The organism is Pedobacter sp. JCM 36344 (assembly GCF_046546555.1).
GTDB lineage: Bacteria > Bacteroidota > Bacteroidia > Sphingobacteriales > Sphingobacteriaceae > Pedobacter.
The window spans coordinates 84,675-104,184 of record NZ_JBKHKK010000011.1; the positions used below are offsets into that span (position 1 = coordinate 84,675).

The following is a 19,510-nucleotide window of genomic DNA, read 5'->3' on the forward strand; positions in this document are numbered from 1 at the left end:
GAACCAATCAATGAATATCTTATAAGGCAAGGGCATATATGGTAGTGCGCGTTAATGCCCGTTCAGTCATTGTTCACACTTGGTTCACATCAAAGCCACAAACAGGTACCTTTTTGTGAGCAAAGTGTGTGCTAGGTGTGTTTTATGTGAGCACTGGCCTGCACTAGTACCTAAGCTCAGCCGCTATTTGCATCGAACCTACAGCTAAAGACATATAACATTATAATTTAAATTAAATAGGTATCTTGTAAAAAAACAATTTAAATCACAATTTAAAAAAGCAAAACCATGGGAAAGATTAAAAAAGGAATTCTTGGCGGTGTGTCAGGAAAAGTAGGTGCAGTTGTTGGCGCGCACTGGCGAGGTATCGATTATTTACGAGGATTGCCGAAATTGCAAACAAAACCAAGAACGGATCTCCAGCATGCGCAAACCTCCAAACTGACGTTATTCAGAGGATTCCTGTTGGGTATTGCCAGTACAGTAGAAAAGTGTTTTCAAAATCACACCAAGTACACTGAAATGAACGCGGCGCTGTCTTACAATATGACACATGCGGTAGCAGGATCATACCCTGAGTTTGAAGTTGATTTCCCAGCCCTACTTTTTGCAAAAGGCGAGCTGCTTGGATCATGGGGTCCTAAAGCATTATCTAAAGAAACCAGTCAGTTGACAGTTTGCTGGAAGAACAGGCCATTTTCTAATATGAGTGCCGCGGGTGATAAAGTGCAAGTAATTATGTATTGTGTCGAAACAGAGGAATTTCACATCTATGAACAAATTGGTACGCGCTCTGACAAATCAGTAACACTAGCAATTGAGGGTGGTGTAAGTGGCCACACCGTTCATTGTTACTTAAGCTTTTATTCAGAAGCATTTAAAATTTCTTCCACCAACGAGTATATCGGAGAAATTCCGGTGAAATAATTATCTGTAATTTGAGTTGTTATGAGAAAGCTTTTAACCGTGATTGCACTGACACTTATTCTAGGGAGTTGCACAAAAAAGGAGGCCTTCGAGAAAGTGTATCTTTCTCATGTCATCAATCCAGGTGAAAGCTTTAATGAGTATCCATCAGAGATCGACAGCGCGATCACTTTCAATGTTCATCAAGAGAAAGTAGGCAAAACACTTGGCGCAAATCCAAAGGTGTGGTATGGTGTAAAGTTCGGTGATACCGTTGTAAGAATTCAGACAAATAAAGCGGACCCTAACTATTCGAATGAAAAGTTTATTCGCGGGAAGTTTATGAATACTCAGAAAACATCATTGCTTGTCCAAATTGCAGATAATTTTGGCTACAAGGCTAAATTTTACCTGATATCACTAAAAAATCATCAACTAAGCGTGACAGAATTAAGACGGCCGACAGCTCAAGAAGGGGATTTGAATTACATTGGATTAATACATCTCGGTAGCGAAGGCTACCTCCTAAACAACGATTTTTTGATTAACCCGGTTAATTCCCAAGTTTACTTTTTAAAGAGGGAAAATCAGGATGAAAGAATTCAAGGACAGTATTTACTAAAATCCCCCGACAAGGGAACGCTCGTTTTCATGAAAGATTCTTCGCTATATCAAGTAAATTATGAGAACGATGAGTCGATCAATGTTCCTTTAAGGATTGATCCTACAAAACCGGGGTTGTATATGTATATCCAGGAAAACTATGTTTGGAAATCGAAACGACCAAGGTTGAGCTTCCTAATGGAAGATAAAAACCCGCTTGTAACAAATTAATACGCTTACTTTTACATTTGGATATGTCGGCACATCATTTAACTTTGGTAAAAATCAGATTTATTTTAATATTAACCCTTAATCAAATATAAACTCAAATGAAAAATTTATTCTATGCATTAGTCCTATCTGTCTTCCTTTTTAGCTGCAGCAAACATGAATCAGTAATTGTCCCAAAACTTCTTACCGAGACGGAACGTTTCAATTCTTACCAGGAAGGAGATGCGTTATTTATTATGAAATATGGTACAGAGGATCGAATAAAAGACGACAAAAACGCTACAGGTGAGTTCAATATAAAGTTTAGGGATACAACTATTTTTATCCAAAACAGCCCTTCTGATCCTGCTGCAAAGACTGACAAATTCTCGTTCGCTCAATATGTGAATACTCAGAAAACTACAATACTTGCGCAGGTTGCGGGTAAAGAAGGTGAAATTGCGCCAATTTACCTCATCAATTTAAATGAAAATAAAATTGACGTTATCAGCCTTTCACGCCCGTCCACCGGTGCTAAAGACAAAGAATATACACAAGGCCTAATGAAGGTTGGTAAAACAGGATTTGTTGTTAACAATGATTTCTTTATTACCAACGTGAATGCTAAAGCTTATTTACTTAAGAGACAAAACCCAGAGGAACGAATTCAAGGCATGTATTTCAACCTTTCACAGGACAAGCAAACACTTGTTTTCTTGACGACTAATTCTTTATATCAAATTCATTATGCAACTAATCAGGCGAATACGCATGTTTTACCTGCAGACAAGAGTACTACTCCAGAGCTTGCAGCGATTTATATAGCTAATAACTTTAAATGGGTCATTGAAAACAACATTGCATTTCTTAAAAAAATCGGGGGAAATAGTGATAAAGTAGTCGACATCTCAGAGTTCAAATAACTTAAAGAGCTAATGATTTTCGTATATTAGTTTGAGAAAATTAATATTCATGAAAACAGCTCATAAGTTGCCGCTTTTGGCAATGCTTACAATTTTTGCCGCTTGTAATGATAGCGGCAAAAATTCGTCCTCTAATAAATCAGACTCATCAGGGAACGCACTATTAGTCAAAAGTGAGCTCCCATATCAAACTCCACCATTCGATAAAATTAAGGACAGTGATTTCAAGCCTGCATTCGAAGCAGGAATGAATGCACATTTGTTTGAAATTGAGAAAATTGCATCGAATCCCGAAATGCCTTCGTTTGAGAATACGTTAGTAGCCATGGAGAGATCCGGCGAACTTCTAAATCGTGTTAATAATGTTTTTAATACGCTGACAGGTGCCAATACCAACGATGGTTTGCAGAAACTTCAGGAAGAGATTGCACCAAAACTCGCTGCACATCAGGATGCAATCTATCTAAATACGCAACTTTTTAGGCGAATAGCAGATATCTATAATAAGAGGACTACTTTAACACTAGACCCCGAGTCCACAAAATTGATTGAATATTTTTATCAGACTTTCGAGCTAGCTGGTGCTAAACTAGGTGATTTAGATAAGAGCAGTCTTAAAAAGCTAAATGAGCAAGAAGCGTCCCTAAGCGCCAAATTTTCTAATCAATTGCTGGCAGCTGCAAAAGCCGGATCAGTTGTGATTACAGATAAATCTGAACTCGCAGGATTGTCTGATGGCGACGTTAGCGCAGCAGCACAAGCTGGCAAAGACAACAAACAAAATGGTAAATGGATCTTGAAGCTTCAAAATACTACACAACAGCCTATGTTGCAAAGTCTTTCTAACCGTACTACGAGACAGAAATTGTTTGAGGCTTCGTTTAACCGCGCAGAAAAAGGCGATGCAAATGACACCCGTAAAACAATTTCTGAGATAGCAAGAATCAGAACCGAGAAAGCGAAACTAATGGGCTTCGCTAACTATGCGACCTGGAAGCTTCAAGACCAAATGGCTAAAAGTCCTGCCGTTGTAGAAACTTTCTTCGCTAAATTAGTGCCTTCTGCAACAGCTCGAGCAAACGCAGAAGCTACTGATATTCAATCAGTAATTGATCGCCAGAAAGGCGGCTTCAAACTTACAGCTTATGATTGGGATCACTATGCAGAGCAAGTTCGCAAAGAGAAATATGACCTTGACGAAAATCAGATTAAGCCTTATTTTGAGTTAAACAGCGTATTGAAGAATGGTGTGTTTTATGCTGCAACAAAACTTTACGGAATAACTTTTAAAGAGCGCACTGACCTTCCCGTTTATCAAGAAGATGTTAAGGTATTTGAGTTGTTTGAAGAAAATGGAACCGCAATCGGCCTTTTTTATTGTGACTATTTCAAAAGAGACAATAAATCTGGTGGTGCCTGGATGAGTAATCTGGTAGGGCAGTCTGGATTGCTTGGCACCAAGCCAGTAATTTATAATGTTTGCAACTTCACCAAACCTCAGAAGGGTGAGCCAGCACTCATTAGTTTCGATGATGTGACGACGATGTTTCATGAATTTGGACATGCCTTGCATGGTTTCTTCGCAAGTCAGAAGTATCCTAGTCTCTCTGGAACCAGTGTGGCGAGAGATTTTGTTGAATTTCCTTCGCAGTTTAACGAGCACTGGGCAATGGATCCAGTGATTTTCAAAAACTATGCAAAGCATTATAAGAGTGGGGAATTGATGCCGCAAGCTTTAATTGACAAAATAAAGAAAGCATCTGCATTTAACCAGGGATATTCACTAACTGAAACCCTTGCTGCAGCAGCATTGGATATGCAGTGGCATAAGCTTACTGCAAATGACCCATTGCAAGACGTAGACAAATTTGAAACGGCGGCACTAAATAAAACTGGTTTGGCTTTGTCGTATGTTCCGCCAAGATACAGGTCAAGTTATTTCTTACACATATGGGCGAATGGCTATGCCGCAGGGTATTACGCCTATTTATGGACAGAAATGCTAGACAATGACGCATATTCCTGGTTTGAAGAGAACGGTGGCTTGAGCAGAGCTAACGGGCAGCGGTTTAGAAATATGATTTTATCGAGGGGTAATACGGAGGACTATGGGAAGATGTTTAAAGATTTTAGAGGTCATGCCCCAGATATTACGCCGATGTTGAAGAACAGAGGTTTACCTACGAAGTAAGGATTGTGGGATATGCTAAACCTTCTTATGCTGGATACGCACTGCGTTAAGTATCGCCAGCAACGCTACGCCTACATCTGCAATTACAGCTTCCCACAGTGTCGCTATACCGCCAGCACCGAGGACAAGAACGACGATTTTCACTGTCATTGCGAAGGCAATGTTCTGCCAAACAATACTTTTTGTTATTTTACCAATTTTTATGGCAGTGATGATCTTTCCAGGCTGGTCATTTTGAATAACAATATCAGCAGTCTCTATTGTCGCATCGCTACCTAAGCCACCCATAGCAATACCTGCATCGGCCAGGGCAACTACTGGTGCATCATTCACACCATCACCAACAAAGGCAATTATGCGGCCCTGCTGTTTCAGGTCTTCTACCTTTTCTACTTTGTGTTCTGGCAACAATCCGCCGAATGCCTGGTCGATTCCTAGTAAAGTTGCTACTTTACTCACCACACTCTGCTTATCCCCGCTTAGCATGACAGTTTTAAGTCCCAATGCATGCATTGTCTTAATTGCTTCGCGTGCATCTTCTTTAACCTCATCGGCGATACTTAAACAACCCGCATAACTTCCGTTTATTGCAACCATCACGACAGTATCCTCGATGCTTTCGGTCTGCTCATCATAAGAGATATTAAATTTTTTTAACAGGTTTGCATTCCCGGCAAGAACTGCTTTTCCTAAAATACTCGCTTTTAATCCATGCCCAGCTACCTCTTCAAAATCTTTCACGTCCAATTCAAAGTCAATACCATTTTCTTCAGCATAGCTCAATATTGCTACCGCTATCGGATGCGTAGATTTGCTTTCCAGAGCCGCTACAAATTTAATCAATTCTTCTTCGGAATAACCTTCAACCAATACATCCTGAACTTTGAATACGCCTTTAGTCAAGGTTCCTGTTTTGTCCATGACGATGGTGTCTACTTTCGTCATCACGTCCAGAAAGTTTGACCCTTTAAAGAGAATTCCATTCTTTGAAGCCAACCCAATGCCGCCAAAGTATCCCAGGGGAATAGAAACGACCAGCGCACAAGGACAGCTGATCACCAGGAATACTAAGCCTCTGTATAGCCATTCCTTAAAGCTATAATCCGCCACAAAGAAATATGGTATAACAATCACTAAAACGGCAAGCAAGAAGACAATTGGTGTGTATATTTTGGCAAAACGGGATAAAAACAATTGAGTCTGTGATTTTCTGGTGGTTGCATCTTGAACCATCTCCAATATCTTACTAAGCTTACTGTCCTTAAATAGTAACTTCACCTGGACTTCTGCAAGCTGATGTAGATTAATCATACCCGCATACACTGCATCGCCTTTTGATTTGGTATCAGGCTTGCTTTCGCCAGTCAAGGCGGCAGTATTGAAGGTGGCTTCATTTGAATAAAGTATCCCATCTAATGCGACTTTCTCTCCGGGCTTAACTTCAATAACTTCTTCTAGATTAACATCAGCCGGGGCAATATTTGTTGTTTTACCGTCCCGGATCACGGTAACAGAATCCGGTCTGATGTCTAATAAAGCTTTAATACTCCTTTTAGCTTTAGCGACCGCTGCATCCTGGAACCACTCTCCTATCGAATAAAACACCATAACAGCCACGCCTTCACTGTAAGATCCAATGGCAAAGGCCCCTAATGTAGCAATGCTCATCAGGAAAAATTCATTAAAGAAATCAAATCTGATAGCCTTACGATAGGCGAGAAATAGCACATTATACCCTGCTAAAAGATAGGCAGACATATAAACTGGTAATGAAATCGCCAGGGACAAATGTAGGTTAAAGCCAAGTTCCATGACCTGCATGATAACTAGCATCAAGAAAGCGGTTAGTAGTGGCCAATGGCTTAGCCAACTATTTTGCATCATTTATTTCCAACCAATGGCCGTCGGGATCTTTAAAATAGATTTGCTTCACGCCGTCAACTCTGTTTGTAATGGTGCTCGCTTTCCCTGGCCAATCTTCATAATGGACTTTTTTAGCGTCCAGATTTTTAACGAAATCCTCCACAGAGGCTACACTGAAACACAAATGTTCATTCTTATCGTGCTCGTTTCCCACTTTAGCTCCCTGAATTAAATGCAGCTGACCAGCAGAGCCAAGCGTGAACCAAGTGTGGCGATTGTCTTTAAACGGTTCAGGGATCTCCTGCAGATTCAAGACACTTTTATAGAATGCTGTCGCCTTTGCCAGATCGGCAACATAAACAGCGATATGATTTAAAACAGTAACCTGCTTTTTAGTCTCGATTTGAGCCATAACTTTTTGAACTGGAGAGGTGACTAGTAAGATGAAGGCGATAAATAGTACTTGTTTCATTATTGTTTGCTAAGATTTCTTAAGCAAGATCGTTAAAATTCTTGGCATTTGACTTCTGTCATTATCATCAAAATATTCGTCCAGTGCCAACAGTTGAAGCCCATGTTTCTTACCTGCGATGATGAAGTCAGAAACATTATGATTAAAGCAATCTACTACTTGCTGATTGCCCTCCTCTGTATCAAACCTTGCTTTCGTGCCTGTATATTGCATAAAAGGATGCAATTCGCCGATATATACATAACCACCAGGATTTAGCGATTTACCAACTTCATTGAATACATAGTCCAGATTTTCTATGTGTTCTAAAATTAGACTGAAGGTGACCAGGTCATATAAACCATCCTTGAAATTCCATTTACGGGTGATGTCAGCCTGTTTAAACTGCACTTTGTTTGAGGTGAATTTATCCTTAGCTCTCGCAAGCATTTGATCTGATAGATCCACTGCAGTAATCTGTACCGCTTTGTCTATCAACCACTCCGTATTTTTACCGGTTCCACAGCCAATTTCGAGTACCCTATTGAAAGACACACTTGCCAATATCAATTTTAAGGCAAGCCCTTCAAGATCCCTAGTTTTGTTATCGTTAGTATCGTATTGAGCCGCCCAAATGTTGTACGCTTGTTTAGTATTCATATTGACACAAACTTACGTGATTTCGACTATTACTTTTAAAGATTTTTTGATTCAGTTTGAATAATTAGCCTGTAACTGCCTCAGTGATAAAAAAGATGTTTAGTACCACGTAAACAACCAGTAAGGTGATAGAGGAGATCTTATCAAATTTATTGGCAGCGCTAAGTTTGTCTTGCTTAATAAGTCTTAGGGAATAAGCGGTAGAGACAATAACCACAAGTATAAATACAAGCGTGATACCATGAAGTGTATCAACCAATGTGAAGCTAGTGGTTTCTGGTAGCGAGCCATCAATTATATATTTGTTACCAATGACAGCGAAAAGCGACCCCACACTTAGACCAAATCGGGAATCGATACTGTCTGCGTGGATATAAAAGCACATAAATGCAATGAAAAATGCCACATACATTCCCAAGAACATTTTCCAAAAGATCCCAATGGCGTCCCTGCTAATTCCGACACCCACCTTAAAATTACTGTATTCTGTATGAGGAACTTTAAATGACGTGTCGCCAAATGCTGTCTCATAAACCTTTATGCCAGAGGAAACTTTCAAACTATCGATATTCCAGCCGCTGAGCGTAAATCGGGGATCAAATTGTTTTCCCAAAGTATCAGGAACAAAAATTAAGGATTGGGAATCAAATTGCGAATTCTCGACAGACAGTCTTAGAATCTGGTGATCAAAGGGGAAATTATCGATCGACCAGGAATCCTTCATCAGGCACTGGATCTTCATCAGCAAATAAACTTCCTTGCCCGTGCTGTCAATCGTTGAAAAGGACTTAGTAACAGTCTTCGCCTGTGGTATTTCCAAATTTTCTACAAAATCAAAGTCCCTGTTCTTATACTTTAACCACAGCCAAAAGTCTACAGTAAATTGTTTCTCTTTAAAATCGATATCGTGAATGCTGGTCACATAAATACCACTCCTGACCGTATCAGGTATAGTATATTGAGCAGATAAAGATGAGACGAAGCAAATGATTTGCAACGCAAACAGGAGCGAAAATACTTTAAGTGTTTTCAAAAGGATAGTAAGTTTTAGGCGATACTATAAAGATAAGAAAATAACTTTAAGCAGGTTATCCCTTGAAAGCCTCAGAAAGTAATTGGTAGGATCTTAATTTCGCTTGATGATCGTAGATATGAGAACTAGCCATAACTTCATTTACCTGCGTCTGTTCTAAAAATCTCTGAAGATTTTCTCGAATGGTCTCCCTACCCCCAATAAAAGTGCAAGCAAGCATTTGATTGGCCTGCGCCTCTTCATATACATCCCAAACATCCTCCATATTATCTACGGGGGGCTGCAATAACATACGCTTGCCAGTTACGATGCCCTTGAATAATTGGAACAACGAAGTCGCCAGCTTATTGGCCTCAGCATCTGTATCAGCAGCTACAACATTTATACAAGCAAGCACATAGGGTGCTGCCAACTGCGCAGAAGGTTTAAAGTTTTTACGATAGATATCAATTGCCGTCAGAAACTGTGCAGGTGCGAAATGACTGGCGAATGCATAAGGTAATCCGAGTGCAGCCGCAAGATGAGCACTATCAGTACTTGACCCAAGAATCCAGATTGGAATATCAAGGCCTTCGCCCGGAATAGCTCTTACACTACTTTTGGCATTTTCAGTTGAAAAATACTGCTTCAACTTCAATACGTCTTTCGGAAAATCATTAGCAGCATTAAAGCGCTCTCCCCTAATCGCGATAGCTGTAACCTGGTCCGTCCCAGGCGCTCTGCCCAAGCCCAGGTCGATACGTCCTGGAAAAAGAGATTCTAACGTTCCAAATTGCTCGGCAATAACTAGTGGGGAATGATTTGGTAACATAATACCCCCCGAACCGACTCTAATAGTTTTGGTTCCCCCGGCAATATGTCCGATTACTACAGACGTGGCCGAACTCGCAACGCTGATCATGTTGTGATGCTCTGCCAGCCAATATCTATTAAATCCCCAATCTTCCACATGTTGCGCGAGGTCTAAACTGTTTCTAAATGTATCTGCAGGAGTTTTGCCCTCAATTACTGTGGCAAGATCAAGTACTGAATATGGTGTGTTGCTAAGAAGTGTTTCCATGTTATAGTTGTAGGAACAAAATTACAGCCTAATTCTACGAAACTGCTTTCATGTAATGTGATATGACTTTAAATCCACTTTTTACTATCTTGCCATTTTTAATCCAGAAAGAATGAGATTTTTAAGTCGTTGCCTGTTAATCAGTTTTGTTGTGTGTGCTAGTGCTTTTTGTGTTTCCGGTCAGTTACAGAAAGCCGTTATACCGGGAGACTTTGCCGATCCATCAGTAATTAGAAAAGGGAATCAGTATTATGCTGTAGGAACTTCATCAGAGTGGGCTCCACACTTTCCAATTTATACTTCCACAAACCTGAAGGACTGGAAACAAACAGGCTTTGTATTTGATAAGGCGCCAGAGTGGACATCAGGATCATTTTGGGCCCCGGAGTACTACTTTCATAACAACACCTACTTCTTATATTATACCGCAAGACGTAAAAAAGACAATGTGTCTTACATCGGTGTTGCTACGTCTGCCTATCCTGACCGTGGTTTTATAGACCATGGAATCATTATCGAATATGGTAAAGAAGCGATTGATGCGTTTGTATACAATGAGAACGGAGAGCTGTTCATCACTTTCAAAGCATATGGACTCGACAACCGTCCAATTGAAATTTTAGGGAGCAAACTTTCTGCAGACGGTTTAAAACTGGTGGGTAAGCCCTTCACTTTATTTAAAGATGACAAGAAGGTTGGTCTAGAAGGCCAAAGTATCATCAAGAAAGATGGCTTCTACTATTTGTTTTATTCAGCAGGGAATTGCTGTGGAGTTCAGTGTGATTATAACGTGAGGGTAGCGAGGTCAACAGATTTCAAGGGTCCCTACATAGATTTTGATAAGAATCCAATTTTACAGGAGAATGCCGATTGGAAGTGTTCTGGCCATGGCACTTTCGTTAATACGCCTGAGGGAAAGACATTTTATTTGTACCATTCATATAATAGAAAGACCACTGTTTATACAGGCAGACAGGGAATGCTTGCAGAGTTAACCTGGCCTGTTCCTGGAGCATGGCCTGTTTTCAGAGAAGCAAATGGTAGTAATGTTAATAGGACTAGTAGCAATGTAACCGATGACTTTTCTGCTGCAAAACCATCTTTGGACTGGCAATGGGATTTCCGCAACTCTAGTCCTGTTCTGAAGCAAGTTGGCGGAAAATTACAGGTTTCTGGAAGTATCAATGCGAAGAACAAGTCGGGAGTTGCAATTACAAAACGGCCTGTTTCAACCAATTTTGAAATGGTTACTACCGTTGTAAACTACAATACTGCACAGAAAGGTTTAGTTTACTACGGAGACGCCAATTCCTCAATAGGCATCGGTGTAATTGGTAGTAGCGTTGAATTTTGGGAAGTTAAAGGCGATAAAAGAGCAGTGATTGCTAGCGGCCCAATTACCTTAAAAAGTCTTGTCACGCTAAAGCTCAGCGTTGATCAAGACCTTAGCTGCAAGGTATTTTACAAGACTGGTTCATCGTCATGGAAAGAACTATCAGGCTCAGAAAGACCTAAAGTTGATTTCCTAACGCAATGGGACAGAAGCCCAAGGATCGGTTTAAATTTTAAAGGAAGTACGAATCAAAACGCAATATTCTCGTCGTTTATGTTAACTTATAACTAGATCAGCTTATTAAGAACATTGTACTATCACTGCAATTCAGCAATCAGCTCTTTTGCTTTTGAAGCATTTGCAGTCCCTTCAGGAACTTTTTTCAACCATTCTATCGTGGCTGGCTTGTTGTCTTCTTTCAAGAAGCTAAGTGCTACATAGTAGGCTGCATCATATTTAAATGCTGATTCCCCTTTATAAAGACTCATAAAAATTGTTCTAGCCTCATATTCCTTGCCTGTTTCAACGAGCGTGATCGCGAAGTAATAGGCAAGGAATAGGTTTTGAGGGTTAAGCCTATATTCACTTTGCAGTACCCTTTTAGCTTCATGGTATTTTTGGCTATTAAAATATTTTGCTCCTTTAGAAATATTGACCTCCGAATCGTTACCTCGCTCTGCTACTGACATCTGTCTGCTGATAGCATATTTTTCATAAAGACCTGACGACCATGAGGACCAAATTAAGAGGCCGACAATCAACACGGCAGCAATGCTGACGTATTTGATATATGGTTTAACAAACTTATGTTCTTCTTTCATCGTTTTAGTTGAGCTGCCTACCTTGCTTGCTTTAGCACGATGGCTGCTAAAGGCGGAATATCTAAAGAAATAGAGTATTCTCTTCCACTACATTCTTCGTGTTCAGGAAGTAAAATGCCCTTGTTAGCTTTACCACTGCCGAAGAATTCTTCCGCATCAGTGTTAAATATCTCTTTCCATTTGGCTTCAAATGGCAACCCAACCTTATAATCCTGCCTAAACACAGGTGTTAAGTTCAAGATAACAATTAAGGTATCCTTAGCCTTTACCCCTTTACGTTGATAAACAAAGATTGAGTGCTGCGCATCATCTGCATTGATCCACTCGAATCCTTCATGCGAGAAACTATGCTCGTATAGTGCTGGTTCTGACTTGTAAAGTTTATTTAATGCCCTAACGGTAGTCTGCATTCCTAAATGTGGCGGGTGCTGCAAAAGATGCCAGTCTAACGAGTTCTTAAAATCCCACTCGTGGGTCTGTGCAAATTCATTTCCCATGAAAAGGAGCTTGCTACCCGGTTGAGTAAACATGTAAGCATACAAAACGCGCAGGTTTGCGAACTTCTGCCACTCATCTCCAGGCATTTTATAGATCATGGAAGATTTACCATGTACCACTTCATCATGCGAAAAGGGAAGCATAAAATTCTCGCTGAAGGCATACGTAATGCTAAACGTCAGCTGATGATGGTGGTGTTTTCTAGCGATTGGATCATTCTTAAAATACTTTAAGGTGTCATTCATCCAACCCATCATCCATTTCATGCCAAAACCGAGGCCACCGGCATGAACAGGATGAGTCACGCCCGGATAGGTACTGCTCTCTTCAGCAATGGTATGCACACCCTCGTAATTGCTGTAAACAGCCTCATTCATGTCTTTCAGGAATAATATGGCGCCTAGATTCTCCCGACCACCATACTCATTAGTTGCAGCATCTTCGGCCTTTCTTGAGAAGTCAAAATAGAGCATGGACGCTACAGCATCTACCCTCAAACCATCGGCGTGGAATTTATCAAACCAGTATAAGGCATTACTGATCAAAAACGAGCGAACCTCGTTCCTATCGTAATTGAAAATATAAGATTTCCAGTCTGGATGGAAACCTTTACGCATATCGGCATGCTCATATAAATGAGTACCGTCAAAGTTATATAACCCATGGGCATCTCCAGGAAAATGGGAAGGTACCCAATCCATAATCACGGCAATATTACTATTGTGAAGTTCTTCAATAAGGGACATCAACTCCTGAGGAGTTCCATGTCTGGAGCTCGCAGCGAAGTAACCAGTGATCTGATATCCCCAAGATGGATAGTAAGGATACTCCATTATTGGCATAAACTCAACGTGAGTAAAACCCATATCCAGGATATAGGGCACTAGGCTGACTGCGATTTCTTTATAAGTTAATACCCGCTTAGGCTCAGTCGGATCACGCTGCCAGGATCCCAAATGCAGTTCATAGACCGACATTGGTTGGTTAAGCGCATTAAGCTTAGGCCGCTTTTTAAGCCATGCTTTGTCTTTCCAGGTATAGTCGTTATCCCATACCATTGAAGCATTTTTTGGAGGGTGTTCCCAGCGTTTAGCATAGGGATCTCCTTTTTCCAACTCCTCACCGTTGAAACCTTTGACGGCGTATTTATATATTTCCCCTTTTCCAACTCCGTCAATAAAGCCTTCCCAGATCCCAGATTCATCAATCCTTTTATTAAGGTAGTGTGCGCTTTTGTTCCAATGATTAAAATTGCCGATCACCCTTACTTCTTGTGCATTTGGCGCCCATACAGAAAAATAAGTTCCCTCCGTTTTTCCTACCTTGAGCAGATGGGAACCGAACTTCTCATACAACCGAAAGTGCTTGCCTGAAATAAATAATGCGATATCAAAATCACTGAATAAGCTATGGGCAAGCACTTCCATTAGTTGTATATTTTTATAATTGTGAAATTCTTATTGGATCTGAAACGTAAACAGTTACGCTCATCTAACGTAAAATCGATCAATTCTTTATCATCAATGGTAATTTTATTGACTTTGAAAGGTAGCCCGATGATGTTGTGGTTGTATAATTCGTAGGTAGGGGTATACAACCCTGTTCTGCTTTGTTCTATCACAAGATTAGTTGCTGAACCTTTAACAGTAAACTTTTTCTCCGAGTAGATGTCCTGTTCATAAGCGAAGGTATCTCCATGATCCTCGTAAAGGAATGAGTTAACTTCATAATCGCAGAAGTAAACATTTAACATAACTTCGTCGACGTCTTTCTCCCCTACGTATTGCATCACGGGATATTCTGGAATTACAGAACCAGCCCTAATAAACAAAGGCATGTGATCCAGCGCCGCAGCAATATTGTACTCACTTTCTCCGGTTAATACTTCGTGTGTCCAGAAATTAACCCATTTTCCCTTCGGAAGATAAACCATTCTCGAAGTAGCGCCTTGCTCTAAAACAGGACATACCAATATCTTATCTCCAAAAGTAAACTCATCCTGACGGAAACTATTGCTGATATCTTCCTGCTCAAGCATAACCAGCGGTCTTAGAATTGGGAATCCATAACGGTGATGCTCCCAGAATACAGAGTAAAGGTATGGCATTAAGCGATATCTCAGTTCTATATATGTTCTATTGATACTGGTAAATGGCTCTCCAAAGCTCCATGGTTCACGTTCAGCAGTATCTCCCGCTGAGTGAGCTCTCATGAAGGGGGAAAAAGCTCCCAATTGAATCCATCTTGTAAATAGTTCAGCATCCGGCTCTCCGCTGAACCCTCCGATGTCTGTACCAACAAATGGTACTCCGGAAATCGACATCCGTTGACACTGGATGTTACCAAGCTTCAAATGCTCCCAAGTCGCAACATTGTCTCCTGTCCAAACACATCCATAACGTTGCATACCAGAGTATCCCGCACGGGTTATAGTAAATGGACGCTTGTTGCGCATTAATTTCTTTAGGCCGTCATAAGTTGATCGAACCATCTGCATGCCGTAGACATTGTGTGCTTTACGGTGAGAACCTCGAAATCCATCGTAATTGTGCCTAACATCATTAGGAAATGTTCCTGAACCAAAAACTGCAGGTTCATTCATGTCATTCCACACGCCTGCTACGCCAATCTCTACTAATTCTTTATAAAGATTGCCCCACCATTCCCTAACCGCAGGGTTAGTGAAGTCTGGAAACTGGCACCTGCCTGGCCATACATGGCCTTCCATAAAATAATCGTCACTTCTGCGACAGAAAAAGTTATTCTCTTTACCCTCTTTAAATACCCAATAGTTATCATCAACCTTAATTCCCGGATCAATCATTACAACGGTTTTAAAGCCATCATCGGCCAGCTCTTTGATCATTCGTTTAGGATCAGGGAAATGGGTCTTGTTCCAGGTGAAGCAACGGTACCCGTCCATATAATCAATATCCAAATAAATGGCATCACAAGGAATATTTCTTGATCTAAATCCTTCTGCGATCTCTTTTACTTTTTTCTCAGGATAGTAACTCCAACGACATTGATGATATCCTAATGCCCATTTGGGAGGCATCGGGTGAGTTCCGGTCAGCGTTTGATAACGCTTAACCACGTCCATCATATGCGGACCGTGGATGTAGTAATATTGTAATTCCCCACCATCAGCCCAGAAGCTGGTCTTGCTATTGTCTTCGCTTCCGAAGTCAAAATAGGATCGGAATGTATTGTCGAAGAAAATACCGTAAGCTGCCTTATCGTGAACTCCAGTGTAAAAAGGAATTGTACGGTATAATGGATCCTGATCCCAGCCAAATGAATATGCATCTGTATTCCAATTTTGGAAGTGACGCCCACGTAAGTTCATGTTGCCCGACTTATCTCCTAGTCCAAAGAAATTTTCTTCCTGCTGGCATTTTTTAGTCGCGTAAACATAGTAACCACCAAACTCTACATTCTCTTCCCAGTGCATCGGTACGGCATCTTCGCTCATGACCATTTGACTCTGGTTTTCGATAAACGAAATGTGAAAATCCGATTTACGGATTTTGCAGGTGATCGTATTCGTAGACACAGTGTAACTGTCTTCCACTTCTTCAAGTTTGAAAGTCGTCACCTTTTGATCCACAAAGGGTACAGCATAAGAAAATTCATCTAAGAAAACACTGTGTGGCGCAAGGCGCACGCGAATGATCTCATCGCTAACTACCCTAATTTCAACCCTGGCACTTCCGTCGCCAAAGAAAAATTTATTACCCTCGACAGATGCCTTCTCAACACTGCCAAGATATTGCTTAACAATTGGCTGTAAATGAGTAACCGGGTTATTTAAGTGCTGAACTGCTTCTTCAACGGCTTCCTGCTTATTTATAATTTTATTGGTCTCCTTGTTTGGATCAGTAATTTCTTCCATAAAAATCTCTTGAGTGTATATCTTCCCTGTTCGATAGCTTAATTTATACATCTAAAGTGTTAAAATTTCCACGAATACCAAAGTAATATTAAAAGATAAACCCGTTTTAAAAAAAAGCCCTGACTGTACAGTACAGTCAGGGCCTCCCAAGAAGTAATAAATTTGAACTATGGATTGAAAGTTAAGCCAATATAGTACAATGCGCCAACAGAAGGATTTCCGTAAGAAGTATAGTAATATTTGTTCAAGATGTTTGATCCACCCAGTTTAATCATTGTTTTTACAGAAGGGATTTTCAGGTTGATTTGAGCATCCACTGTTCCGAACGCAGGAACGTCCCCAGAAGAAAATGAAGAGTTCCAGTAGAATGCATCCTGCCAGCGGTAAGCAACATTAAAACCTACATTTTTCACAATTTCGCTATTACCCAATCCTAAGTTATAACGTACGGTAGGCGTGTTAAAATCGTTGATATAAGCTGTTGGAAGATCACCGATCTCATTGTAAGAAACGTTTCCACTCAGGTTGTAATTGGAAATTCGGTAATCAAGACCAAAGGCTGCACCATAGGAAGTAACCTCTCCTTTAGCATTAACCGGAACACCGAATTTAGAAAAATTACTACCGTTTTGTTGGTAAACGTCAACAGACGTAATGAAGTTTTTGTACTTGTTGTAGTATCCGTAAGCATCAATTAGCAAGTTACCACCAATTAATCCTTTGTAACCAACTTCATAAGCCTGAACACTTTCAGGCTTTACGCCCTCTGCATCAAATGTATATTGCTGTAACAACGTAGCATCAGGTGTTCCTGTTGCAATTGAAGACTGGAAAGCCCTATAGCTTACATCCGTAAATGGAATATTTGTAGTTAATAAATTGTATTTGTTGAGGCTACCTGGCAAACCACCAATTAGACGCTGACGACCACCCGCAACTGAAAGGTCAATGTACTGGTTTTGAGTAGTAGGGTTGCGATAACCTGTTTGGTACGAAACGCGTATGTTGTTATTTGGAGCTACAGTATAAACACCGGTAACCCTTGGGGTAAAGCGACCCTTGAAGTTATCATTTTTATCATACCTTCCCGCAACAGTTAATTTCAGCTTTTCATCAAAAAGTTTTTTACCCAATTGTGCGAAAGCACCGTATTCTTTGATATTGATCTCGTTGTTTAAATCATCAAAGATAGTACCACCTGATCTCAATTGATACAAACGATAAGAACCACCAACCTGCAGGTCAACCACGTTGTTTAACGCGTTAGAGAAGTTGTACAAGCCTTCGTAATGGTAAAGATTTGTTTTATCGTCAAACTTCGCTCCTTTTCCAGAAGAAATGGTGCTATTGATGATGCCATTCTTAACGTTCTCAAATTGGGTTGTACCTGGTACCAGGCGACCCTGATCTGCAAAGCCACGAGCAGTGTTATGTGCAGTCATATCATCCGCACCTTGAGCACGCGCATTTGAGTAAGCTAAAGCATATTGAGCAAACCAACCTGAAGTAGGATTTGTAGCAGGCCCAGCACTTGGACGGTATGCCTCGTTAATGAATGATCCGAGAATTGATGATATGTAAGAATCTCCAGAACGTTCCTGAGTTGTATAACCCCTCAAGAAAAAGTCTTCACCTTTTAGTTCCAGTTTGTATTGTCCAATACTAAAGTTCTTCAATGAATAACGATCTGACCCCGTGTACACTGAGGTACCTGTACCCCAGCTAGCTTGAGCAATAGCTTCTACCGTCGAAGATAGTTTGTAATGCATCGCACCAGATGCTTTCAACGACTGCGTATCGTAATCTACCAAATTCGCTTCATTATAACCAGTTCTCGACACATCCTGACTTGGTGTAGTTCCCTTGGCTAAGCTATACAACACAGGTAAGTATGGAAGGGCAGGACGCAAGGATGCATATGCAGGATTACCATTAACTGCAGCAACTAATTGTGGGTAGGTTGCTCCCGATCCGATCAATTGGTTAAATGCACCAAATCCTGCTGGTGAAGCATTTTTGAAACCATTGGATAGACCCAATGCAACCGTTCTTAAATTGATATTTGTCTCATCTCCGTAAACGTTAACTCCATCATAATTGGGGTCAGTTTGTCTATTTCCAGCCTTGAAGGTACGCGCACTCCTATCGAAGTTATTGTAGTTGCTCGCTTGCCAGTCCTTAGCTTGTAAGAAGGAAAAAGTTCCTTTTATAGCAAATCTGTTGTTCCAGGCTTTAGCCAAACGAACATCTAACTGTTTATATTCTTGGTTACCAGTGTTGTCGTCATTGACATGATTAATCCCAGTTTTTACCTGGAAGCTCGCACCTTGATAAGCAAATGGATTTTTCGAGTTCATCAACATGGTACCATTGATACCACCTGCACCATACAATGCAGAAGAAGCTCCAGGTAACAATTCTACATTATCAACGTCAAGATCATTCAGACCAATGATATTTCCAACGGAGAAATTTAAACCTGGTGCCTGATTGTCCATTCCATCCACATACTGGTTGAAACGTGTATTGCCGTTCGAGTTAAATCCCCTGGTATTAATAGACTTAAAAGTTAAACTCTGCGCACTTACCTCCACACCTTTCATGTTAGTTAATGCATCGTAAAACGACGGCGTGGGAAGCTCTTTTAATGTGGCTTGCCCCATTCTTTCTATCGATACTGGAGATTCCAAAATACGCTCTGGTGTACGTGAAGCTGATACGACAACCTCCTGACCAAGAATAGCAGCAGACTCTAACTGAAAGTCCACATTAGTCGCAGTTCCGGTAACTTCTTTTTCAATTGAAGTATACCCAACATAAGTTACTACGATTGTAAAGGGAGTTTTTTCGTTAGTAGTGAGTGCATATTTACCACCGTTATTGGTGGCTGTACCCGTCGTCTTTCCTTTAATGGTGATGCCTACGCCAGGCATTGCTGAATTAGTAGTTTTGTCTATGACAACCCCACTAATAGTTACACTTTGTGCCTGTGCCGCTACAACTGTAAAACACAATAATAAAAGCGCAAACGCTGCTTTTGTAAAAGTTTTGCTCATACTGTAA

Annotated in this window: 14 protein-coding genes; 5 read left to right on the forward strand and 9 right to left on the reverse strand. The window is 40.6% G+C overall.

Going from position 1 to position 19,510, the window contains the following annotated elements; all coding sequences use genetic code 11:
- Nucleotides 1–288: 288 nt before the first annotated feature.
- The 4 genes from ACHFIZ_RS12225 (at nt 289) to dcp (ending at nt 4,833) form a co-directional block, all read left to right on the forward strand.
- Entirely contained in the window at nt 289–927 is a 639-nt protein-coding gene (locus ACHFIZ_RS12225; RefSeq protein WP_410886210.1) for a DUF6266 family protein, read from the forward strand.
- Between the two features lie 21 nt (nt 928–948).
- Complete coding sequence (locus ACHFIZ_RS12230) at nt 949–1,740, forward strand: hypothetical protein (RefSeq protein ID WP_410886212.1); 792 nt, start codon at nt 949–951, stop codon at nt 1,738–1,740.
- A gap of 98 nt (nt 1,741–1,838) precedes the next feature.
- Nucleotides 1,839–2,642: a hypothetical protein gene (locus tag ACHFIZ_RS12235; protein ID WP_410886214.1), complete on the forward strand. Its 804-nt coding sequence runs from the start codon at nt 1,839–1,841 to the stop codon at nt 2,640–2,642.
- A 49-nt stretch (nt 2,643–2,691) separates the two neighbouring features.
- Nucleotides 2,692–4,833: a peptidyl-dipeptidase Dcp gene (gene dcp, locus ACHFIZ_RS12240; protein WP_410886216.1), complete on the forward strand. Its 2,142-nt coding sequence runs from the start codon at nt 2,692–2,694 to the stop codon at nt 4,831–4,833.
- Between the two features lie 15 nt (nt 4,834–4,848).
- Here the strand turns inward: dcp and ACHFIZ_RS12245 are convergent, their stop codons facing one another.
- From ACHFIZ_RS12245 to ACHFIZ_RS12265, 5 genes are all read right to left on the reverse strand, one after another.
- Complete coding sequence (locus ACHFIZ_RS12245) at nt 4,849–6,717, reverse strand: heavy metal translocating P-type ATPase (RefSeq protein ID WP_410886218.1); 1,869 nt, start codon at nt 6,715–6,717, stop codon at nt 4,849–4,851.
- Nucleotides 6,704–7,168 carry a VOC family protein gene (locus tag ACHFIZ_RS12250; RefSeq protein ID WP_410886220.1) on the reverse strand — a complete coding sequence of 155 codons (465 nt, stop codon included), beginning with the start codon at nt 7,166–7,168 and terminating at the stop codon, nt 6,704–6,706. Before ACHFIZ_RS12250 ends, ACHFIZ_RS12245 begins: the two co-directional genes overlap by 14 nt.
- Nucleotides 7,169–7,177: 9 nt before the next feature.
- Complete coding sequence (locus ACHFIZ_RS12255) at nt 7,178–7,807, reverse strand: class I SAM-dependent methyltransferase (protein WP_410886222.1); 630 nt, start codon at nt 7,805–7,807, stop codon at nt 7,178–7,180.
- 64 nt (nt 7,808–7,871) lie between these two features.
- Nucleotides 7,872–8,840, reverse strand: a complete 969-nt coding sequence (locus ACHFIZ_RS12260; RefSeq protein ID WP_410886224.1) for a hypothetical protein — start codon at nt 8,838–8,840, stop codon at nt 7,872–7,874.
- 55 nt (nt 8,841–8,895) lie between these two features.
- Nucleotides 8,896–9,900: an LLM class flavin-dependent oxidoreductase gene (locus ACHFIZ_RS12265; protein ID WP_410886226.1), complete on the reverse strand. Its 1,005-nt coding sequence runs from the start codon at nt 9,898–9,900 to the stop codon at nt 8,896–8,898.
- Nucleotides 9,901–10,012: 112 nt separating this feature from the next.
- On the opposite strand from ACHFIZ_RS12265, the gene ACHFIZ_RS12270 reads away from it, so the two are divergent.
- The gene (locus ACHFIZ_RS12270) at nt 10,013–11,524 is read left to right on the forward strand and encodes a glycoside hydrolase family 43 protein (protein WP_410886228.1); all 1,512 of its coding nucleotides are present in this window, start codon (nt 10,013–10,015) and stop codon (nt 11,522–11,524) included.
- A 26-nt stretch (nt 11,525–11,550) separates the two neighbouring features.
- On the opposite strand, the gene ACHFIZ_RS12275 is transcribed toward ACHFIZ_RS12270, so the two are convergent.
- From ACHFIZ_RS12275 to ACHFIZ_RS12290, 4 genes are all read right to left on the reverse strand, one after another.
- Entirely contained in the window at nt 11,551–12,054 is a 504-nt protein-coding gene (locus tag ACHFIZ_RS12275) for a hypothetical protein (RefSeq protein WP_410886230.1), read from the reverse strand.
- A 17-nt stretch (nt 12,055–12,071) separates the two neighbouring features.
- Complete coding sequence (gene glgB / locus ACHFIZ_RS12280; RefSeq protein WP_410886232.1) at nt 12,072–13,979, reverse strand: 1,4-alpha-glucan branching protein GlgB; 1,908 nt, start codon at nt 13,977–13,979, stop codon at nt 12,072–12,074.
- Nucleotides 13,979–16,447 (reverse strand): glycoside hydrolase family 31 protein, encoded by a 2,469-nt coding sequence (locus ACHFIZ_RS12285; RefSeq protein WP_410886301.1) that lies wholly within the window; start codon nt 16,445–16,447, stop codon nt 13,979–13,981. The genes glgB and ACHFIZ_RS12285 overlap by 1 nt, the downstream gene beginning before the upstream one ends.
- Before the next feature lie 167 nt (nt 16,448–16,614).
- Nucleotides 16,615–19,503, reverse strand: coding sequence for a TonB-dependent receptor (locus ACHFIZ_RS12290; protein WP_410886234.1), 2,889 nt, complete (start codon nt 19,501–19,503; stop codon nt 16,615–16,617).
- Nucleotides 19,504–19,510 lie beyond the last annotated feature (7 nt).

Bases quoted from the DNA above. Each gene is read 5' to 3' on its own strand.
- ACHFIZ_RS12275 (WP_410886230.1), bottom strand. From the start codon at position 12,054: ATGAAAGAAGAACATAAGTTTGTTAAACCATATATCAAATACGTCAGC.
- glgB (WP_410886232.1), bottom strand. From the start codon at position 13,979: ATGGAAGTGCTTGCCCATAGCTTATTCAGTGATTTTGATATCGCATTA.
- ACHFIZ_RS12245 (WP_410886218.1), bottom strand. From the start codon at position 6,717: ATGATGCAAAATAGTTGGCTAAGCCATTGGCCACTACTAACCGCTTTC.
- ACHFIZ_RS12290 (WP_410886234.1), bottom strand. From the start codon at position 19,503: ATGAGCAAAACTTTTACAAAAGCAGCGTTTGCGCTTTTATTATTGTGT.
- ACHFIZ_RS12225 (WP_410886210.1), top strand. From the start codon at position 289: ATGGGAAAGATTAAAAAAGGAATTCTTGGCGGTGTGTCAGGAAAAGTA.
- ACHFIZ_RS12285 (WP_410886301.1), bottom strand. From the start codon at position 16,447: ATGGAAGAAATTACTGATCCAAACAAGGAGACCAATAAAATTATAAAT.
- ACHFIZ_RS12255 (WP_410886222.1), bottom strand. From the start codon at position 7,807: ATGAATACTAAACAAGCGTACAACATTTGGGCGGCTCAATACGATACT.
- dcp (WP_410886216.1), top strand. From the start codon at position 2,692: ATGAAAACAGCTCATAAGTTGCCGCTTTTGGCAATGCTTACAATTTTT.
- ACHFIZ_RS12265 (WP_410886226.1), bottom strand. From the start codon at position 9,900: ATGGAAACACTTCTTAGCAACACACCATATTCAGTACTTGATCTTGCC.
- ACHFIZ_RS12270 (WP_410886228.1), top strand. From the start codon at position 10,013: ATGAGATTTTTAAGTCGTTGCCTGTTAATCAGTTTTGTTGTGTGTGCT.
- ACHFIZ_RS12230 (WP_410886212.1), top strand. From the start codon at position 949: ATGAGAAAGCTTTTAACCGTGATTGCACTGACACTTATTCTAGGGAGT.
- ACHFIZ_RS12250 (WP_410886220.1), bottom strand. From the start codon at position 7,168: ATGAAACAAGTACTATTTATCGCCTTCATCTTACTAGTCACCTCTCCA.
- ACHFIZ_RS12235 (WP_410886214.1), top strand. From the start codon at position 1,839: ATGAAAAATTTATTCTATGCATTAGTCCTATCTGTCTTCCTTTTTAGC.